At 68.7% G+C, this 20,717-nt stretch carries 1 protein-coding gene (running past both ends of the window); it reads left to right on the plus strand.

This entire window lies inside a single protein-coding gene on the plus strand: locus HHL11_RS29145, encoding an LEPR-XLL domain-containing protein (RefSeq protein WP_169422108.1). The 52,851-nt coding sequence extends 14,608 nt beyond the window's left edge and 17,526 nt beyond its right edge, so the window shows coding positions 14,609-35,325 — codons 4,870 (partial) to 11,775 (complete); the first complete codon in view begins at position 3. Both the start codon and the stop codon lie outside the window.

Below are 20,717 nucleotides of genomic sequence, written 5' to 3' on the forward strand. Positions count from 1 at the left end.
TCGGCACCGCCAGCGCCAGCGGCACGGTGACGACGACGCAGAACGCGTCGGCGGGCGTCGACGAGGTCAAGCAGATCACCATCGAGAAGGAGCGTGGCGACGTCCCGAACGTGGACACCAGCGTCACGCAGCTGATCGCGGCGGCGGTGGGCGTCAACGAACTGAAGGCCATCGTCTTCAGCTCGCCCTACGTCACCTCGGGCACCTACCAGATCTCGCTGGCCGGTGGCGGCACCCAGACGGTGCGCTTCACCCAGAACGACATCGAGAACAACAAGACGAACATCCGCAACGCGCTGAACGCGCTGTTCGGGGTGTCGTCGGGCATCACGGTCGCCTTCGACAGCACTTACACCGGCGTCGGCCACCGCTACACGATCGCCTTCGGTGGCACGCTGGCGCAGCAGGACATTGCCGACATCAGCATCACCGAGAGCCTGTCGGGCGACATCACGCCGGTGAACCTGAAGCAGGGTTCGGCGGCCACCGGTGAGACGCAGCGCGTCACCATCGCCGCGGGCACGGCCAGCGGCACCTTCAAGCTGAGCCTGAACTACCTGACGCTGGGCACCTTCACGACGGCGGACATCGCCATCGGCGCCACGGCGGCGCAGGTGCAGGCGGCGCTGCTGGCAGCCACGAACGGCAGCCAGACTCTCTCCAGCCAGGGCACGATCGCCGTCACCAAGACGGGCGACAGCTACGACGTGGCTTTCGGCGGCGGCTTCGCCGGCCGCGACCTGAAGAACCTGCAGGTCGCGCTGAACGTGAACGCCAACGCGCCGAGCGGCAGCTTCACGGTGGAATACGACGGCCACACGAGTGCCGCGATCGCCTACAGCGCCGACCACGCCGTCATGGCCGCCAATATCCAGGCGGCGCTGGCAGCGATGGCCGGCATCGGCGCCGGCAACGTCACGGTGAGCTTCAATGCCACCGCGTCCGACAGCACGCACGACAGCTACAAGATCACTTTCGGCGGTGCGCTGGCGCAGCAGGACGTCGCGGACTTCACGACGCACTTCGCCGGCCTGGTCAACGCGACGGCCACGCCTTACGAGATCACCAAGGGCCACGCGGCCGTCGCCGAGCAGCAGCAGGTGGCGATCACCACCACCGCGCGCGAAGCGAGCTACACGCTCTCCTTCACCTACGCCGGCCACACCTACACCACCGGCGCGATCTCCATCACCGGCACGCAGGCCGAAGCCCAGGCCGCGCTGGACGCCGCCTTCGCCGGCCTCACCGGCGCCGACGTGCAGATCACGTCCTTCGCCGGCAAGCGCATGACGGTCAGCTTCGGCGGCAGCCTGGCGGGCGTCAACGTGCCGACGATGACGGTCAACGTGACGGCCGATGCCGGCACGGCGGACCTGCAGGTCAAGCAGCACGGCGCCACCGTGCACCACGATGCCGTCGGCGCCCACCAGGTGGTCGTCGACTACAGCGCCGGCAAGACGGCGCTGACCGTCGCCACCGGCAGCAGCAGCGACTTCACGTTCGACCTGGACGGCTCCCGCGGCGCGCTGCTGGAAGCCTCCGGCCACCTGAAGATCGACGTCTTCGGCTTCGTCCAGATCGAATCCGACTTCGCGGTGCAGAAGGACACGCGCACCGTCACGCTGGCCGACACCGGCCACAGCGTGGTGACGGTCGACGTGCTGACCATCGGCGCCTCGCACGCCCATGCCTTCGCCGGCATCAACGGCGGCACCGACAGCGAAGTCGGCTTCGACATCACCGACGGCAACTTCGCCCTGGCGCTGATCAGCGACCAGGCCAACCCGGCCCGCACCTGGACCGCGCTGAAGGCCGACGTGGCCAGCGCCGGCCTGGTGGGCTTCGACTTCCTCACCATCCACGCCGCCGACATCGCGGTGCAGGTGACGCGCGCCGGCCGCGTCGGCGACCCGGTCATCGACTATGGCGCGATGCCCATCACCGTCGCCACCGGCGGCGGCACCTCGGTGGACATCGACTTCGCGGGCAACCGCGGCGCACTGACGGCCGTCTCGATCGGCCGCGCGACGCTGGCCATCTCCGACTACATCTACGTCAGCGGCGGCTTCTACTTCGAGCAGGGCGCCGGCCAGACGGTGGACGTGGTGACCGGCCTGCCGGACAACCTGTCCACGCTGCCGCCCAGCCTGCAGGCGGGCCTGGCCAAGGTGGCCGGCCTGTCGGCGGACCACAGCCACATCGCCAACCTCGCCGTCGACACGATGCTGCTGAGCGGCTCGGACATCGACATCTTCGTCGGCCTGGGCCCGTACTTCATCGACGTCAACGGCAACGGCCTGTTCGACCCGGGCGAGTCGCTGAACCCCGACGCCTTCGGCATCACGCTGAACGACATCGACTTCGGCATGGCGATGTTCAGCGCCACCGCCGCGGCCGACCCGAACCACGTGATCCCCAAGTTCACCGCGCTGCAGGTGAAGTGGGACAGCGGCCTCAACATCGACTGGGACTTCTTCAAGTTCCAGGCCGACCACATCGAGGTCAACGCCAACATGGGCGGCGCCTGGGCCGGCGCGACGCAGCTGGCCAAGCCCTACGTCGACTTCCAGTCCAGCTTCGGCCCCACCGGCCTGGCGATCCCGGCCGGTACCAGCTCCATCAACCTGGACTTCGACACCCAGATGCTGGGCGTGTCCATCGGCCACGCACTGCTGAACGTCGGCGACTTCTTCCAGATCGAAGGCAGCTTCGCGTTCACCAAGTCCACGGCCGTGCCCGTGGACGTGGCGACGGGCCTGTCGACCTCCGCGCCGCTCGGCTCGCCGGCCGCGTCGAAACTGACGCAGCTGCGCAGCGTCGCCGCCGGCTACCTGTCGGCCGACGGCACGATGCTGGACGACCTGCCGATGGACGTCATCAGCTTCGGCGCCAAGGACGTCAGCATCAAGGTCGGCGACACCAGCGACCCGCTGTTCTCGCTGGACGACATCGACATCGGCTTCGCGATCTTCCGCGCCAGCACGAACCTCTCGTTCGCCGCGCAGATCCCGCGCATGTACGCCATGAAGGCGCACTGGGCGAACCCGCTGGATGTCGACTGGGGCTTCATGCAGCTCCAGGTGCAGGACCTGGACTTCAACCTGAACAAGGGCGCCGTGTGGTCCGGCACCACCGTCGCCCCGCACGTGGACTTCGTCTCCAGCTTCGGCGCGGACGGCTACCAGGTGCAGACCGGCGCCGACCCGATAGGCCTGGACTTCGCGCGCGCCACCATCGGCGTGTCGGTCGGCCACGCGCTGATCCGCATCGACGATTTCATCTACATCGAGGGCGGTTTCGCCCTGGAGAAGAGCGACTCGGTCCAGCTGGATATCAAGACCGGCCTGGGCGCGAGCGCCTCGCTCGCCGACAAGGCGATGCTGACGTCCAAGTTCGGCCCGCTCACCGACTACACGACGCTCAACGACTACGCGATGAACGCGGTGACGATCGGCCTGTCCGACGTCAAGCTGTTCATCGGCGCCGGCCCCTACTTCCGCGACGGGCAGGACCCCGACCCGGATGCCGTCGGCCTGGTGATCGACAACCTCGACCTGGGCCTGGCACTCTTCACCGACCCGACCGGCAAGGTTCCGAAGCTCTACGCGCTGGAAGCCACGAGTGACCTCGTGGGCTTCGTGGGCCTGGACTTCCTGACGCTGGAAGCGCGCGGTGCCGAAGTGCATGCCAACGGCGGCAGCGCCTGGGGCGGCAGCACCATCAAGCCCTACGTCGACTTCGTCTCCAGCTTCGGCGCGGGCGGCCTGCAGGTGGCCACCGGCAACCTGCCGGTCACGCTGGCCTTCACCAGCAGCGTCATCGGCGCCACGGTGACCGAAGCCACGCTGCAGATCGACGAATTCGTCTACGTGCACGGCGCCTTCTCCTTCGAGAAGGGCGCGAAGCAACAGGTCTCCGTGGACACGGGCGTCACGCTGACCAGCGGCGCCAGCCTGGCCGGCACCATGGCGGTGCTGGAAGCCACTTCGGGCGTGACCGTCGCCTCCGACTGGTCGAAGATCAGCGGCCTGGAGGTCGAGACCTTCACCTTCGGCATGAGCGACGTCGACGTGTTCGTCGGCTACGGCGTGCCGGACTTCAACTCCACGACGGCCATCAAGGACCAGAGCAACGTGTTCGGCCTGGTGCTGGACCACGTGGACCTCGGCCTGGCCGTGATGACGCCCACGCTGAAGACGGTGAAGCTGCCGCGCTTCACCGCGCTCAGCGCCTCCGCGCACCAGTTCCTGGTGGCGGGCGGCGGCGACGACTTCCAGCTGGAAGGCAACGACATCGCCGTCAACGTCAACTGGAGCACCGGCTGGCAGGGCGTGCCCAACGCCACCCCGGTCGTGAACTTCAAGGACAGCTTCGGCCCGTCCGGCCTGGCCATCCAGACCGGCGGCACGCCGGTGGCGCTGACCTTCACCGAAGGCGTGATCGAGGCGCGCGTCACCGACGCCGTGCTGGCGGTCTCGCAGTTCGTCTACCTGAGCGGCGACTTCGCCTTCCGCCGCGGCGCGTCCGCGGAGCTCACCGTCAACGGCCCGCTGGGCACCAGGTTCGAGAACGTCAAGGCGTCCAGCGTGGAGTTCGGCGGCAACGACGTCGAGGCCTTCGTCGGCGTCGGCGGCCCGTACCGCAAGAAGGACGCGAGCGGCAACTGGGTGATCAACCCCGACGCCGTGGGCCTGGTGGTGCAGGACTTCGACTTCGGCCTGGCGATCTTCCAGCCGGTGTACGACATCACCAACCCGCTGATCCCGCAGGGCACCAAGTTCACGGCGCTGAAGGCGCACGGCGAGAACGTCGGCTTCGTCGGCTTCGGCGACGTCATCGACCTGCAGCTCGATGACATCAGCGTCGGCATCAACCACAGCAGCCAGGCCGGCATCAGCGTCGACTTCAAGGACGCCGCGCACCCGGACGGCTACCAGGTGGAAACCGGCGGCACGCCGGTCTACCTGGACTTCGACAACGAAATCATCCAGGCCTCCGTCGGCCACGCCACCGCCAAGATCGCCGGCCTGGTGGAACTGGAAGGCAGCTTCGCCTTCGAACGCCGCTACCTGCCCAGCGTCAGCTACAACCTGCTCGGCATCGAAGCCAGCATGCCGGGCGAAGCGCTGGTGATCGTGGGCCTGGACGTCAACGCGTTCGCCGGCATCCACATCGGCGACCACAAGGTCGGCCTGGAGATCGACAACCTCGACTTCGCACTGGCCCTGGTGACGCCGGCGGTCGCGCCCGGCGTCAACGTCGACGCCATCCGCTTCTTCACCCTGGAGGCCACCGCGGACTACGCGGGCCTCGTGGGCACCGACCCCTTCCTCACGCTCGACGCGCACGACGTCGTGCTGGAGCTGAACGCGGGCATCATCGACAGCTACCCGCTGCCGATCAACATCGACTGGAGCACGCAGCCGGACGGCGGCCTGACGATTCCCGTGGGCACCTCGGGCATGAGCTACACGTTCGACCAGAGCGACGCCATGCTGCGGGTCGGCATGCAGGCCGACATCGGCATCTTCGACCTGTTCACGCTGTCGCTGCCGGCCTTCGACTTCACCTTCGTGATGCCGGACATCCCGGGCCTGCCGGACCTGAGCCTGAGCCTGCCGGACCTGAGCACCGGCCTGCCCGGACTGCCGACGCTGAACCTGCCTTCGTTCAACGTCTCCAGCTTCCTGCCGCGCCTGAGCCTCAAGTCGCTGGGCGACATCCCCGACATCGACTTCCCGGGCCTGGACTTCCTGAAGGGCGCGCTGGACTTCGCGAAGAACCTGGACCTGTCCATCGGCTTCGACGCGAACTTCAACCTGTCGCTGCTCGGCTCCATCGAGCTGCCGAACCTGACGCTGGACCTGGGCGACTTCGTCTACCTGAACGGCAACTTCAAGCTCAGTTTCGGCCAGAGCTTCACCGGCACCATGTACACCGGCCTGCCGTCGGACCTGTCGGCGGTGGAGAACCTGCTCGGGTCCACGGGGCAGACCATGGTCGACGCGCTCAAGTCGGCAGCCGGCGTGTCGAGCGACTTCTCGCGCATCGACAACGTCCGCTTCTCGGGCATGACCTTCGGCGCTTCCGACGTCGACGTGTTCGTCGGCACCGGCGGCCCGGACTTCAGCAAGCCGCTGCAGGACCAGAGCGACCTGTTCGGCTTCGGCATGCAGAACCTGGACATCGCGCTGTCGGTGTTCCAGGCGCAGGGCTCGCTGGCCGACGCCATCCACGCCGAGAAGTTCTTCTCGCTGAAGGCGCACGCCGACAGCCTGGGCACTTACGGCATGGGCGACATCCTGAAGATGCAGGCCCAGGACATCACGATCGAGGTCAACTCCGGCGGCAAGGCGGCCGGCGGCCTGATGCGCGCGACCGCGGACTTCGCCTCCAGCTTCACCGGCGACGCCACCCACCCGGCGGGCCTGAAGGTGGAAACCGGCGGCGACCCGGTCTACCTGGACTTCAGCGGCAACGAACTCATTGGCATCGACATCGGCATGGCGGACATCGCCGTGGCCGACTTCCTGTTCCTGCGCGGCTCGCTGGCCTTCCGCAAGGGCGAGGTCTACGACGTCAAGGTCAACCTGGGCGGCCTGGAGCCGCTGGTGAACAGCCTCAACGAAGGCGCCAACATCAGCATCCCCGACCCGCTGTCCATGCAGGTCACGGCGCTGACCTTGGCCGGCGCGAACCTGAGCGGCTTCGCCGGTGTCGGCGGCCCCTACCGCTACGGCGAGGACGCCGACCACGACGGCTACCTGGACCAGATCAACCAGGGCGCCGTGGGCCTGGTCATCGACCACGTCAACTTCGGCCTGGCGATCATGACGCCGACGCTCGCCACGGCGATCCCGGGCATGGAGCAGTACGCGCCGAAGTTCATCACCGCCAAGGCCTCGGTCGGCACCGCCGCCCTGGTGGGCGTCGACCCCAACCTGCTGACGGTGCAGGCGCAGGACGTCGAGGTGAACATCAACACCTTCTACGTCCCGGCGCTGGGCGCCGTGGGCAACGGCATCCTGCAGCTGTTCGGGCCGCCCTCGATCGACTACAAGGCGAGCTTCACCGAGGACACCAACGGCAACGGCGTGCTGGACGCCGACGAGGACAAGAACCACAACGGCATCATCGACACCGGCCTGGAGATCCCGGCCGGCGGCAACAACAGCATCCTGGTCGACTTCGACCAGGAGATCGTGCAGGCCAAGGTCGGCTACGCGCAGATCAACCTGGCCGGCTTCGTGCAGCTGTCCGCCTCGATGGCCTTCACCAAGAAGGGCTCCGAGCACGTCACGCTGTCGGACGGCACCGAGACCACCGTCACCACGCTGGCCATCGGCATCAACGACGCCTTCGGCTTCGTCGGCGTGGGCGGCTACTGGCAGGACAGCAACCACGACGGCCGCATCACCAGCGCCGACACGCCGGACACCAGCGCAGTCGGCCTCGCGATCCAGGACCTGGACGTCGGCATCATCGTCGCCAAGGAGCTGGTGATCAGCGCCGAGGGCGTGGACGTGGGCGTGTACCTGGCCGCCAAGGCCTCGGTCACCAAGGTCGGCCTCGTCGGCGTGCCCGACGTCACCCTCCAGGCCGACAACATGGACCTGGAGATCAACACCGGCCTGCGCTTCTCGCTGGGTGTCGGCCAGTTCACCACCGACGCCAGCGGCGCGGTCAGCTACGACAGCAACCTGTCGGTCAGCGCGTCCTTCACGACGATCGACTTCTCCAAGAGCACCTGGACGAAGCCGAGCGCGCCGGACGTGCAGCAGCCCGGCTACGCCATTCCCACCGGCAACCCCGAGGTGCCGGTGGTGCTGGACTACAGCGGCCAGTTCCTGCGCATCCGAGGCGCGGTGGAACTGGATGTCTTCGACATCGTCACGATGACGGGCGTCCTGGACTTCACCGCCGACGAACACACGGGCATCACCGCCTTCGCCGACGTGCAGGTCACGATCGGCGCCGCCGGCCTGGGCCTCACCTCGCATGCGACCGGCCTGCTGGCCATCCGCGACGGCGTCGCGATGCGCATGGAGCTGGACACCGGCGTCGACCTGGGCGACTTCGCCAAGCTGGACGCGCACCTGGACCTGACGCTGAACAGCTTCGGCCAGGAAGTGACCTACGACGTGCCCGCGGAATTCCGCGACAAGGTGGGCTTCGACACCTACACGATCCCGGCCACGCCGCCCGGCAAGCCGGACTGGACCGGCATGTACGTGGCGCTGGTGGGCAACGGCCACCTCCAGCTGCTGGACGACGCGCTGGACCTGAAGGGCGACTTCAGCATCATCGTGTCGCAAAGCGGCCTGGAGCTGGGCGCCACGGCCACGCTGGACCTGCCGGTGTTCGAACCGCTGTCGGTGACCGGCACGCTGGGCATCGTCGCCGGCGGCGTCTACGGCTCGCTGCAGGTGGGCAACCCCTCCGACAGCGGCGGCTCGCTGCTGATCGACGCCGGCCTGTTCGAGGTGCGCGGCGGCTTCCTGCTGCAGATCAACACCACCAGCAGCGCGCAACAGGTGCGCTCGCTGGAGCTGGACGCCGACGGCGAGCCGACCGGCAACACCAAGCTGGTGACGCTGGCCGGCCACAGCCTGCACATGGCCGGCAGCGCCGGCATCGCGGTGGGACCGGTGTCGCTGAAGGGGTCGATGGACATCGACATCAGCGAGCAGGGCCTGCAGGCCAGCATCGGCATGATCCTGGACCTGGACGTGCTGGGCTCGGTGAAGGTGAACGGCGCCATCACGATCCTCGACACCCCGACCGAGGGCGCGGTGTTCGCGATGAAGGTCGCGACCTCGGTGAACCTGGGCGTGGGGGTGCTGGGCATCTCCGCCGGCGCCACGCTGGAGATCAACACCAGCCAGGAGCAGGAATACGCGGGCGTCGCCGCCAACACGCTGTTCAAGCTGTCGCTGGACGGCAAGATCCACGTGCTGGCCTTCGACGTCGACTTCGCCGGCAGCATGAGCGTCGTCGACGACGTGTTCGAGCTGCGCATCGACCACGCCGGCCTCGACTTCTTCGGCGTGTTCCAGGTGGACGTCAGCGGCTACGTCCGCAGCGATGGCCACTTCAGCATCACCGGCTCGGCCCACCTGGGCATCGACATGGGCCCGCTGCAGCTGAATGCGGGCATGTCGCTGACCATCTCCGACCACCTGCTGGCCGCGACGGTCTACGGCTCGCTGGACATCCACATCGACCTGGGCCTGTTCAGCATCGACGAGACCCTGGCCGGCTTCAGCGGCACGATCGAGCTCACGCCGGTCAGCGCCTACCTGTCGGCGCGCGTCACCATCGTCGGCATCTCGGTGTCGGGCTCCTACCTCTGGAGCTGGGGCGCCCCGCCGGTCATCTCGCACCAGGTCGGCGACACCCTGTACCTGAACATGGGCGACACCTCGGGCCGCTACGGCAGCGGGGACCTGTACGACGACACGGTCAACGAGTCGTACACCATCAACAAGGAAGGCGACCAGATCGTCGTGCGGGCGCTGGGGCAGAAGCTGTCCTACGACGCCAGCACCGTCAAGCACATCGTCGCCAACGGCGGCAGCGGCAACGACTCGATCATGGTCTCGCCGGGCGTCGACGCCATCCTCGACTTCGACGGCGGCGACGGCAACGACAACTTCGTCATCGGCGGCGGCCTGGCGGGCTCCGTCATCCACGGCGGCAAGGGCAAGGACACCATCACCGGCGGCGGCGTCAGCGGCATCAGCTACTACGGCGACGAGGGCGACGACAAGTTCGTGGGCGGCCAGGGCGATGAATACATCGACATGGGCAGCGGCACGAACACCATCTTCGCGGCCGGCGGCAACGACACGATCCGCATCGACCAGGGCACCAACACGGTCGACGCCGGCGACGGCGACGACACGCTCCTGGTCGGCACGGTCGGCATCCTGAACCTCACGGCCGGCGCGGGCAACGACCGCGTCGTTCTGGACACGGTGACCTCCACGGCGGCCGACACGCTGACGCTGGGCGCGCACCAGCTGGTCTACGGCGCCCGCACGATCAACTTCGACGACAGCCTGGACCGCGTCGAGTTCAAGGACCTGGGCGCGACGACCAAGGTGGTCTCGCTGGCGAACCAGGACTGGGGCAGCACCGACCTGGTGATCAACGCGGCCGGCGTGCTGAACGTCAACGCCGCGCGCTTCAATGCGGCCAACGCCATGCTGTCGATCACGGCGGCAGGCATCAGCGGCACGCTGAACACGCAGCTGGCCGAACTGTCGGTGCTGAACACCGGCACCGGCGCCAACGCCAACATCACGGTGCGCGAAGCCGACAGCCTGGTGCTGGTCGGCAGCGGCCTGAACACGAGCAACGGCGCCATCGACGTGCAGCTGGCGGCGCGCGAGTCGCTGCTGACGCTGTCGCAGGGCGTGATCTCCACCAACGCGAGCGGCGGCGCGATCAGCATCGTCGCCGACGACGTGGACTTCGCCTCCGGCGCCGACCAGGTGCGCGGCACCGGCGTGCTGACCCTGCACGCGAAGAGCGCCCTCCAGAACTACCGCATCGGCGGCGCGGCGCAGTCCGACTTCGGCCGCGACTACTCCACGGCCGGCCAGACCGGCTACTTCGAACTGTCGATGACCGACCTGTCGGCGCTGCAGGACGGCTTCAGCCAGATCAACATCGGCAGCAGCGGCGGCAACACCGTCGTGTGGATCGGCGACGTGCAGGACGAGACGGTGGGCAGCTTCCTGATGTCCGCCCGCCTGCGCGACCCGGCCACCTTCTACGCCGACGACTACAAGATCGTGGGCGAGATCGAGTCCACGCAGTCCCTGTCCTTCCAGGGCCGGACGATGGAAGTGCAGAAGCAGAACGTGGCCGACCCGATGGGCACGCCGCGTTCGGGCATCTACGCGCCCGACGTGCACATCAACCTGAGCGAGCAGCTGCTCGTCTCCGGCTGGATCCGCGCGGCCAACCTGGTGAGCATCAGCGTGCTGGGCTCCACCGGCGCGCACGCGCTGGTCAGCTACGGCGCCGAGGTCAACAGCTTCACCGCCGACCCGGGCAGCCAGATCTACACCGAAGCCGCGGGCAGCCGCGTCGAGGTGACGACCTCCGCGTCCATCATGAGCGGCACGGCGATCTTCGCCGCGGGCGCGGGCTCGCGCGTGAGCATGAACGCCGGCACCGGCCTGACCTTGACGCAGGGCGCCACGGTCTCGGTGGAAGGCGACAACGCCAGCGTCGACCTCGAGTCGCACGGCTACATGCACCTGAACTCGGGCAGCGCCGTGCTGGCCGGCGCGAAGTTCAACTACGTCGGCTCCACGCCGGTGCCAGTCGCCACCGGCACGGGCGCGACGCTGACCCTGCGCACCGACGGCGAGATGACGCTGGACGGCTCCATCACCGCCAATGGCGACCTGGTGCTGGATGCAGGCCAGACGGTCAATGACCGCGCCGACTACTTCGACACCATCACCGGCAAGACGCTGTCCGAGACCACGGACCCGGCGGCGATCGCGGCGCTGATCACCGCGCTGAACGCGGGCACGGTCACCGCCGACCTGCAGGCGCTGCTGGCGGCCGGCAACGTGACGATGGGCGCGGGCACCGGCGTGAGCTCGCTGGCCAACTACCTGCCCTTCAACAACCTGTCCGACAGCGCCAAGGCGCTGGTGGCGCAGGCCCTGGGCTACACCGTCTACACCGGCGGCGGCTTCTACAACGCCGACGCCAGCGGTGCCCACTTCGTGACCACGCTGGCCGAGGGCGTGCAGGACACCGGCTACACCCGCTACGACGGCACGATCTATGTGAAGGTCGACGCCGCGGGGGGCCGCCAGGTGCTGACCGGCTTCGTGCAGGGCACCAAGCCGGACTACAGCAACAGCCTGGTCGACTGGGCGAAGTACGGCGCCACGGCGCCGTCCGATCCCAATGCCACCTTCGAGCAGCTCACCTGGCTGCAGAAGCTGGCCGTGGCGCATTCGCTCGGCTACGAGTCGCAGTTCAACCCGGCCGACATCGACTGGGCGTCCTATGGCGTCGCGGCTCCGTCCGCCACCGCCAGCTACGACGAACTGAGCGCCGACCAGAAGTCCGCCGCCAACCAGGCGCTGGGCTACGACGTCGGCAGCGGCATCCGCTTCTACAACTACAACGCGCCGCTGGGCAAGAAGCTGGTCACCACGTTCCAGCAAGGCTCGGTGGTCGACTACAACAACGCCGATATCTATTGGGGCAACGCCGGCACGCCGGCGGCCGGCGCCTCCTTCGCCAGCCTCACGGATGCGCAGAAGCAGGTGGTGGCCTCCGCGCTGGGCTACACGGCCTACAGCGGCACGAACTACGTCAAGCTGGATGCGGCCGCTGGCCTGCAGGTGGTGCAGAAGCTGGCGACCGGGCCTGCGCAGTTCTCGATCGAAGGCATCGACTGGGGCGGCATCGCCGCGCCGGCCGCCAACGCCACTTTCGAACAGCTCACGCCGGCGCAGCGCGCCGTGGTGGCGAAGAAGCTGGGCTACGCGATCGTCGACCAGCAGATGTTCTACAACCCGAACGCCGCCGCGGGCCAGCAGTTGCTGACCATGCCGGTCGAGGGCACGACCTACAAGAACGCCGACATCGACTGGGTGGGCGCGGGCCTCAAGGACCCGGGCACCGGCACCACCTTCGACAAGCTGTCGGTGCAGCAGCAGGAGCTGGTGCTGCAGAAGACCGGCTACCGCCGCTTCGACGGCGTCGTCTACCACGACGCCGAGGCCTCCGACCCGGCCCGCGCCTACGTGCTGACCTTCAAGGAAGGCACCGACTACACCAACGCCGGCATCGAGTGGAGCAGCGTCGCCATCCCGGCGGCGGGCACCGCCTTCGCCGACATGACGCCGGAACAGCAGTTCCGCATCAAGGACCAGACCGGCTGGACCGAGTACGACGGCACCGTGTACTACAAGGCCGGCGCCGGCGCCAAGGAGCTGATGACCAGCTTCGTCGAGGGCGTCGACTACCGCAACGCCGACATGAGCTGGGGCAGCTCCGGCAGCGAAGTGGCGGGCAACCGCTGGGTGCTGGACGACGGCACGCAGAAGGTCGTGGTCGTCGCTGCCGACGAGAACGGCGACGGCACGCCCGACGCGCTGCGCGTCACCGAGGCGCACCCGCTGCTGGGCCAGCGCGGCTTCGGCTTCCTGCTGACCGGCACGATCACCAACCTGGCCGACAACCACGACCTGGTGGTGGCGAGCGCGGACGACGTCATCATCCGCGGCAACATCAACCTGCTGGGCGCCAACTCCGACCTGAGCCTGCAGTCCGACAAGTGGGTCTACCTGGAGACCGCGGCCAACGTCCACGGCAACATCGACATCCGCGGCGGCGTGTCCGCCACCGGCGTCAACCTGGGCGGCGCCAACGCGGAAGGCGTCAGCGTCTACATCCACGCGACCTCCACGCTGAACAGCCTGCAGGCCGGCAGCTCCATCAATGTGATGGGCGGCAAGGACGTCATCATCGAAGGCCGCGTGGTGGCCGGCGGCACGATCGGCGCCACCGGCGTCACCTGGCTGGGCCAGGGCGACTCCACCATCAGCGTCACGGCGGGCGAGCGCATCGTCGCCGACGGCGGCCTGGCGGCTGCCAAGAGCATCACGGTGCGCACGACCAACGCGCCGGGCTCCAACGACGACGGCTACGGCGTCATCGTCGCCAGCGCCGGCGGCCTGATCGTCGGCGGCCACACCTCCGACGGTTCCGGCGGCAGCGTGGTGGTCGATGCGGTCGGCAAGGTGCAGATCGTCGGCAACGTCACCTCCGGCGGCGATGTCGTCCAGGTGTTCGACAACGGCCTGCTGCAGTCCGAGACCGTCAACTGGTCCGACGAATCCGGCACCGTGCTCCTCAGCTCCGGCGGCCAGCTGTACCTGGGCGGCCTGGCGCCGACCGCGTCCGGCGGCGCCGTCGAGATCGGCAGCACCATCCGCGCCAAGACCCGCGTCGACCTGGTGGGCGGCGCGAGCCCCGACCACGTCGGCGTCAAGATGCCGGGCGGCGCCCGCGTCACGGTGGCCGACCCGAACGGCGTCATCACCATCACGTCCGAGGACGATGCCGACCTCCAGGGCATCGTCGTGGCGGGCGGCGAAATCGTCGACTACTACGACACCACCGGCCACTACCTGGGCAGCCTGCGCAACACCTTCGGCGGCGAGTCGGTCATCAAGATCGACGTCGAGGGCCAGGTGCGCCTGGGCCACGACCTGATGGCCGGCAAGACCATCGACGTGCGCGGCGGCGTCGGCACCGGCACGCCGACGGCGGCGAACCCGTGGGCCGACCAGGGCATCGTGGTGGGCGGCAACGTCCACTTCACGACCTGGAGCGAGTTCAGCTCCATCACGCTGTCTGCGGGCGGCGACATGAGCATCCTGGCCCCGGCCTGGACGCAGGAACTCACCGGCGACCGCTTCGCCGAATTCGCCGACGGCCACCTGAGCGCCGACACCAGCTTCGAGCTGACGGTGGACACCGGAACGCAGGTGCTGCGCGGCATCGTCACGGTGACGGCCGCCAGCACGGTGGGCAACAACGGCGTGGGCGACCTGCGCGACGACCTGCAGGCCGCCATCGCGAACGCCACCTTCACGGTGGTGTCCTCGCCGGCGACGCCGGCCGACGTGGGCACCACGCGCACCGGCCTGCCGCTGATGGACTCGGACGCCGATGGCATCGGCGACACCGACGCCGTCACCGTGCGCCTGAACGACAGCCGCCTGATGCTGACCGGCAACTACGCGATGGGCATCGCGGCGGTGGCCGGCGGCAACGCCGAGCGCCTGGGCTTCACGCAGATCGCGGCCAGCGCCGCGACCGGCGGCGCCACGCAATCCGCCCGCGGCTACGCCATCGACGCCTCCCAGCGCGGCTCGGTGGTGAATCTGGGCAAGGCCGACGCGCCCGCCGGCGAGATCACCATCTCCGGCTGGGTCCGTGCCTACAGCGGCATCAACATGTACGCGGGCACCGCGGCCAACGGCGACCAGAAGCTGAACCTGACGGCGACCGGCGTGCTGGAGACCTTGTCCGGCGGCATGTTCCTGAACCCGGCCGGCGACGCCGTGCTGGAAGGCGACCTGATCGCCCGCGGCCGCGGCAGCGACATCATCATCAATGCCACCAACACGATCGAACTGCGCGGCAGCCTGACGGCGCAGCGCGACATCATCGTCACCGCCGGCACCGACGTGCACACCGGCGAGGTGAGCATCCATACCTACGGCACCGGCCGCCTGAACACCACCGACGCGCACGGCCGGATCATCCTGACCGGCCTGAACGACGTGGTGATCGACAGCCAGATCGGCACCGAGAACCCCGACCTGGGCCTGCTGCAGATCGGCTCCACCGCCGGCAAGCTGACCCTGGCCGCCAACGGCTGGCTGGAAACCGGCGCGCTGATGGCGCTGTCCGGCCAGAGCGTGGACCTGGGCGGCACCATCCGCAGCCATTCCGCCACGGCCGCCAGCTACGACTACGAAGTCAGCGTGACCAGCACCGGCGACGTGGACATCCACGGGAGCCTGGAGCTGGCCGGTTCGCTGCAGGTGCAGGCCGGCGACGACATCGCCATCCACGGCACCACGCTGCTGGTGCAGGGCGCGGGCCAGAAGCTGGCGCTGATCGCGGGCGACTCCATCGCCATCGGCAGCACGCTGGGCTACAGCGGCGGCGCGGTGGTCGAAGCCGCGGCCGAACTGGACGTCACCGCGGGCGGCCGCTTCGCCGTCGGCGCCGACGGCCAGCTGTTCGCCTCGGGCGACGACAGCAACATCGTGATCCGCGCCGACAGCATGGTGCTGGCGGGCGGCATCCGCGCGGGTGCGCAGCTGGTGGACCCGGCGGGCAGCGCCTTCACGTGGACCGGCAAGCGCTCCGGCATCGACATCCGCACCACCAGCTCGGTGGTGCTGGGCGACGGCGCCGACGCCGGCAACCTGGCGGCTACCGGCCGCCTGTCCATCCAGGCCGGCATCGACAGCGCGGGCCTGGGCTTCGCGATGTCGCGCGCCAGCTCGGTGCGCGTGGACGCCACCGGCGCCTTCGGCGGCACGGCGGCCTGGAGCGAAGCCGACGCCGGCATGGACGGCGCCATCGACCTGCGGGCCGAAGGCGACGTGCAACTGCGCGGCAACGTGGAAGCGGCCGACGCCGGCTCCACCATCAGCGTGCTGTCACGCTCGCAGGTCTGGATCGACGGCCTGGTGAGCGCCGACAAGGCGATCAGCGTCACCGGCGGCACCGACGACAGCCGCATCGGCGTGCTGGTCGACCTGCTGGTGCCGAACGTGTCCGGCGGCACGCTGGACACCAACGTGGGCGGCACCATCACGATCGTCTCCACCGACAGCATCCTGGTGCAAGGCGTGGTCGGCCAGGCCGACCCGAACGAGCCGCTCGGCGCGCTGGGCGACACCTCGCTGGGCCAGGGCAAGGTCGGCTCGCTGGTGATGCGTTCCACCGGCGGCGACATCACGCTGCAGCGGAACATCCACGTGCTGGACAACGTGGAGATCTACTCGGGCAACATCTACGCGCGCACCGACGCGCGGGTGTGGGCCACGGGCACCGGCTCCCAGATCTACCTGGCGGCACGCAACAGCCTGGTGGTGCAGGGCACCTACGACCCGGCGACCGACCAGGCCGATGCGGCCATCGTCAAGGCCGACGGCCTGGTGCACCTGGTGGGCGCCGACGTCACCATCGACGGCATCGTCGGCGCGTTCAGCGCCACCAGCGGCCACATCCTGGTGAACGCCGGCCGCACGCTGACGGTGGACGGCGCCGGCTTCCTGAAGTCCGGCAACGCGATCGACATGAACGTCGGCGTCGACATGAGCTGGACGCGGGCCCGCATGGAACAGGCCATCGTGCGCGAACAGCTGCAGGGCGGCACGATGGTCATCCGCGGCCAGGGCACGCTGCAGGCGACGGGCACCATCGGCCTGCGCTCGGGTGGCAGCGTGACTGTGGACGCCGATGCGTCCGTGAAGGGCACGCGCACGACCACCACGACCACCTACACCACCGAAGCCGACATCGTCGACGTGGTGACGGGCTACCGGCAGGAAGCCACCGGCACCGTGCAGGTGCCGGAGGTCACGCACACGACCACGGACATCACCGAACAGGTCGGCACCGAGCTGGTGAAGGTCGGCTCGAAGTACACGACGATGGACGTGACGCTGGAGCAGATCGGGTACTACAACCCGAACGCTCCGGCCGGCCAGCAGTACCGCGAGTACTTCATCGAGGGCATCGACTACCTCAACACCTCGATCGACTGGGACAACGCCGGCACCGGCGGCGCGGTCGTCCACGCCGACAAGGTCACGACCAGCGACTACACGAAGGCGGAATACCGGACCTTCAGCCAGCTCAGCGCGGCCCAGAAGCAGGCCGTGCTGAACGCGCTGGGCTACATGCCGCTGTACCAGTTCTCGTACAGCAACTACGTCGTGCACACGACGATCAACGGCGTCACCACCGACGACGCGACGCAGAAGCCGACCTGGGACACGACGACCAACGACCAGAAGGTCTACTTCGTCGACGTCGCCGGCTGGCGCGACAAGTACATCAAGATGCCCAGCGGCGCGCAGGTGGACATCCTGCGGGTGGTCTCGCAGGGCCAGGCGCAATACCTGGTGAACGACGCCTCGGCCGACGGCACCAACACCGGCGGCAGCTGGTCGACGCTGACCGGCGTCACCGACTACAGCACGATCGACTGGGCCGCCGCCGGCGTGACGGCGCCGACGACGGGCGCCACGCTGGCCGACCTGAGCGCCGACCAGCGCGCCGTGGTCGCGGCACTGCAGGGCGTCACGGCGGTCGGCGAATGGGTGGGCAGCTACCAGGACAGCGCCCTCACCAAGTACACGCAGATCGCGTCCAGCTACACCGGCACCGGCCCGGACGGCAGCTTCGCGCTGCTGGAAGACGGCTCCGCGACCTGGCAGGTGGACTACACCGCGTTCAGCGGCCGCCGCACCTTCGACATCGCCGGCCGCTCCGACAACGGCACGCTGGTGCGCGACCCGAACTGGTACTGGCAGCGCACGGGTGACCAGACCCAGGTGGACTATGGCTACCTGTACGCGGCGTACAAGACCTACGCCGGGATGCAGAACTTCGCCAACACGACCGGCCAGGCCAGCGACAGCACCAACCTGCTGCGCAGCTGGGCGACCTTCCAGGACGCGCTGCTGCACGACACCACCTCGGTGACGACGCTCAGCTCCAGCGTCCGCCAGAACGTGGTCGCCTACATGTACAAGTACTGGGGCGCCTGGCAGCAGCTCACCGGCCACTGGGTCGACAACGACGACGGCAGCGGCTGGCCCGACTACGGCGAGGAAGAGGACGTGCCCGAGTGGTTCGCCGCCACCGTGTACGAGAAGTACAGCAGCGCCGTGCTCAGCTCCAACGGGATGGTGTGGAGCTTCAACACGCCCGGCTCGCCGCAGGTCGAGGACAACTTCAAGATCGGCGTGCTCAACGAAGTGGGCGGCGCCGAGGATGCCTACGACTCCTGGGTGGCGGGCTTCCCGCTCTGGACCTCGGGCAACTACAACTACTGGAAGGGCGTCTACCAGCAGATCGTGGCCGAGAACGATTACCGCTCCGGCAGCGAAGCCAACGGCGGCGGCGGTGACGACCTGTACATCTGGGCCAACGGCCGCCAGGAGCTGACCGGCTACGGCTACGAGGACCGCACCGACTACTCCAACCAGTGGCTGTCGGGCGTCCACAACGTGTACGACACGCGCATCAAGCTGTCGTACCAGGAGGTCTCGCAGGACCAGGCCATCTACGACTACCGGCCGATCTACCAGACCACGACCAAGGACGTCATCACCGTCAACATGAAGGACGTGACGGTCTGGTCCAGCGTGCCGATCATCGAGCAGCAGACCGTGCTGCGCACGGTGGCGACGACGACCAGCACCTCCGAGACTTCGGTGCCCGGCTACGACGGCGAATCGGTCTTCGGCAACAACGTCCACATCGAGGCGGCGGGCGCCACCAACATCAGCGGCCGCATCAAGGCCAACGGCGACCTGTCGGTCGACAGCGGCACGACGCTGCAGCTGCAGGGCCTGCGGAGCAACGACGACGGCAGCCTGATGCGCACCACCCTGACGGCGGGCGACAGCATCGAGCTGCACGCCGGCAAGAACCTGGTGCTGGCGGACAACGCCATCGTGCAGGCGACCGGCGCGGCCGGCACCGTCAGCCTGACGTCGGACATCGACATGACGCTGGGCGGCCAGACGAGCGCCTCCGGCGCCGTCACGGTGGCCGCGATGCGCAACGTCGCGCTGTCCGGCAGCATCAGCGGCGGCACGCTCAGCATCGCCGCCGGCGCGGGCACGACCCAGGACGGCAGCATCACCGGCGACGCCGAGACGGTGCTGAAGGCCACCAGCGGCGACCTGTCGCTGGCGGCCGGCGACCTGGGCGGCAACATCACGCTGACCTCGTCGCACCTGAGCGCGGACAACGCCACCCACACCGCCAGCGTCAAGCTGTCGGCCAAGGGCGGCGCCATCGTGCAGACGCAGGATGCCGACACCGGCCGCGGCAGCGGCCTGATCGAAGCGCACGCCGTCCAGGCGCGCGCCGACACCGCCATCACGCTGAACACGCAGGTCGCTTCGGCCGACCTGCAGCTGGGCGAGGCGGGCAACATCGAGCTCACCAACTACGGTGACCTGGACCTCGCCAACGTCGTCGCCGCCAACGGCGCGATCGACGTGCGCAACACGGGCAACCTGCTCGCGACCCTGGTCAAGACCCTGGGCGCCAGCGACCGCAACGACGTGCTGCTGGTGACCGTGCAGGGCGCGGTGACCCTGGTGGACGTGAAGACCGGCGACCGCGGCGACGTGGAAGTCCGCTCGGCCAGCAGCGTGACGCAGTCCGGCGGCACCATCCATGCCGACGAACTGACGGTGCTGGCAGCCGGCATGGTCGGCCTGATCAACACCGACGTGAACACGCTGACCTTGCGGACCACCGCCGCGGGCAGCGTCGCGATGTCGCAGAACACCTCGCGCCGCCTGCTGGTGAAGGACGTGACGGTGGCCGACGGCTCCTTCACGCTGGACACCGACGGCATCGTCGAACTGGCGTCGGTGGTGCTGGCGTCCAACCGCGACGAGAACAACATCGAGGTCAGCGCCCAGGGCGACATCCTGGTGCGCTACGCCTCCGCCGGCATCTACCTGGACACCGGCGCCAGCCAGCCGACCGTGGCCGCCAAGACCACGATCACGCAGGCCGCCGACGCAGCGACCAGCAGGCCGCAAGTGACGCTGGTGCAGTTCCACGACCACGTGCCGGCGGCGGGCTATGCCTACGCCGTCAACGTGGACGGCACGCTCTTCAGCGTCGCCGTCGGCACCGGCGCCGGCGAGGTGGCCGCGGACTGGAACGTGATCCTGGACGCGCTGAAGACGAAGATCGAATCCAGCGGCGTGTTCACCGTCAGCTTCGACGCCGCCGCCCGCCAGCTGACGCTGACCGGCCGCGACAGCGTGGTCCGCGGCATCGCGGGCCAGGTGACGCTGCCGAACGTGAGTTCGTCGGGCGACATCAAGCTGACGTCCACCACCGGCCGCATCACCGAGAGCTTCCCGGACGACGCCGTCGACCTGGTG

The sequence above is a fragment of the Ramlibacter agri genome (assembly GCF_012927085.1).
GTDB lineage: Bacteria > Pseudomonadota > Gammaproteobacteria > Burkholderiales > Burkholderiaceae_C > Ramlibacter > Ramlibacter agri.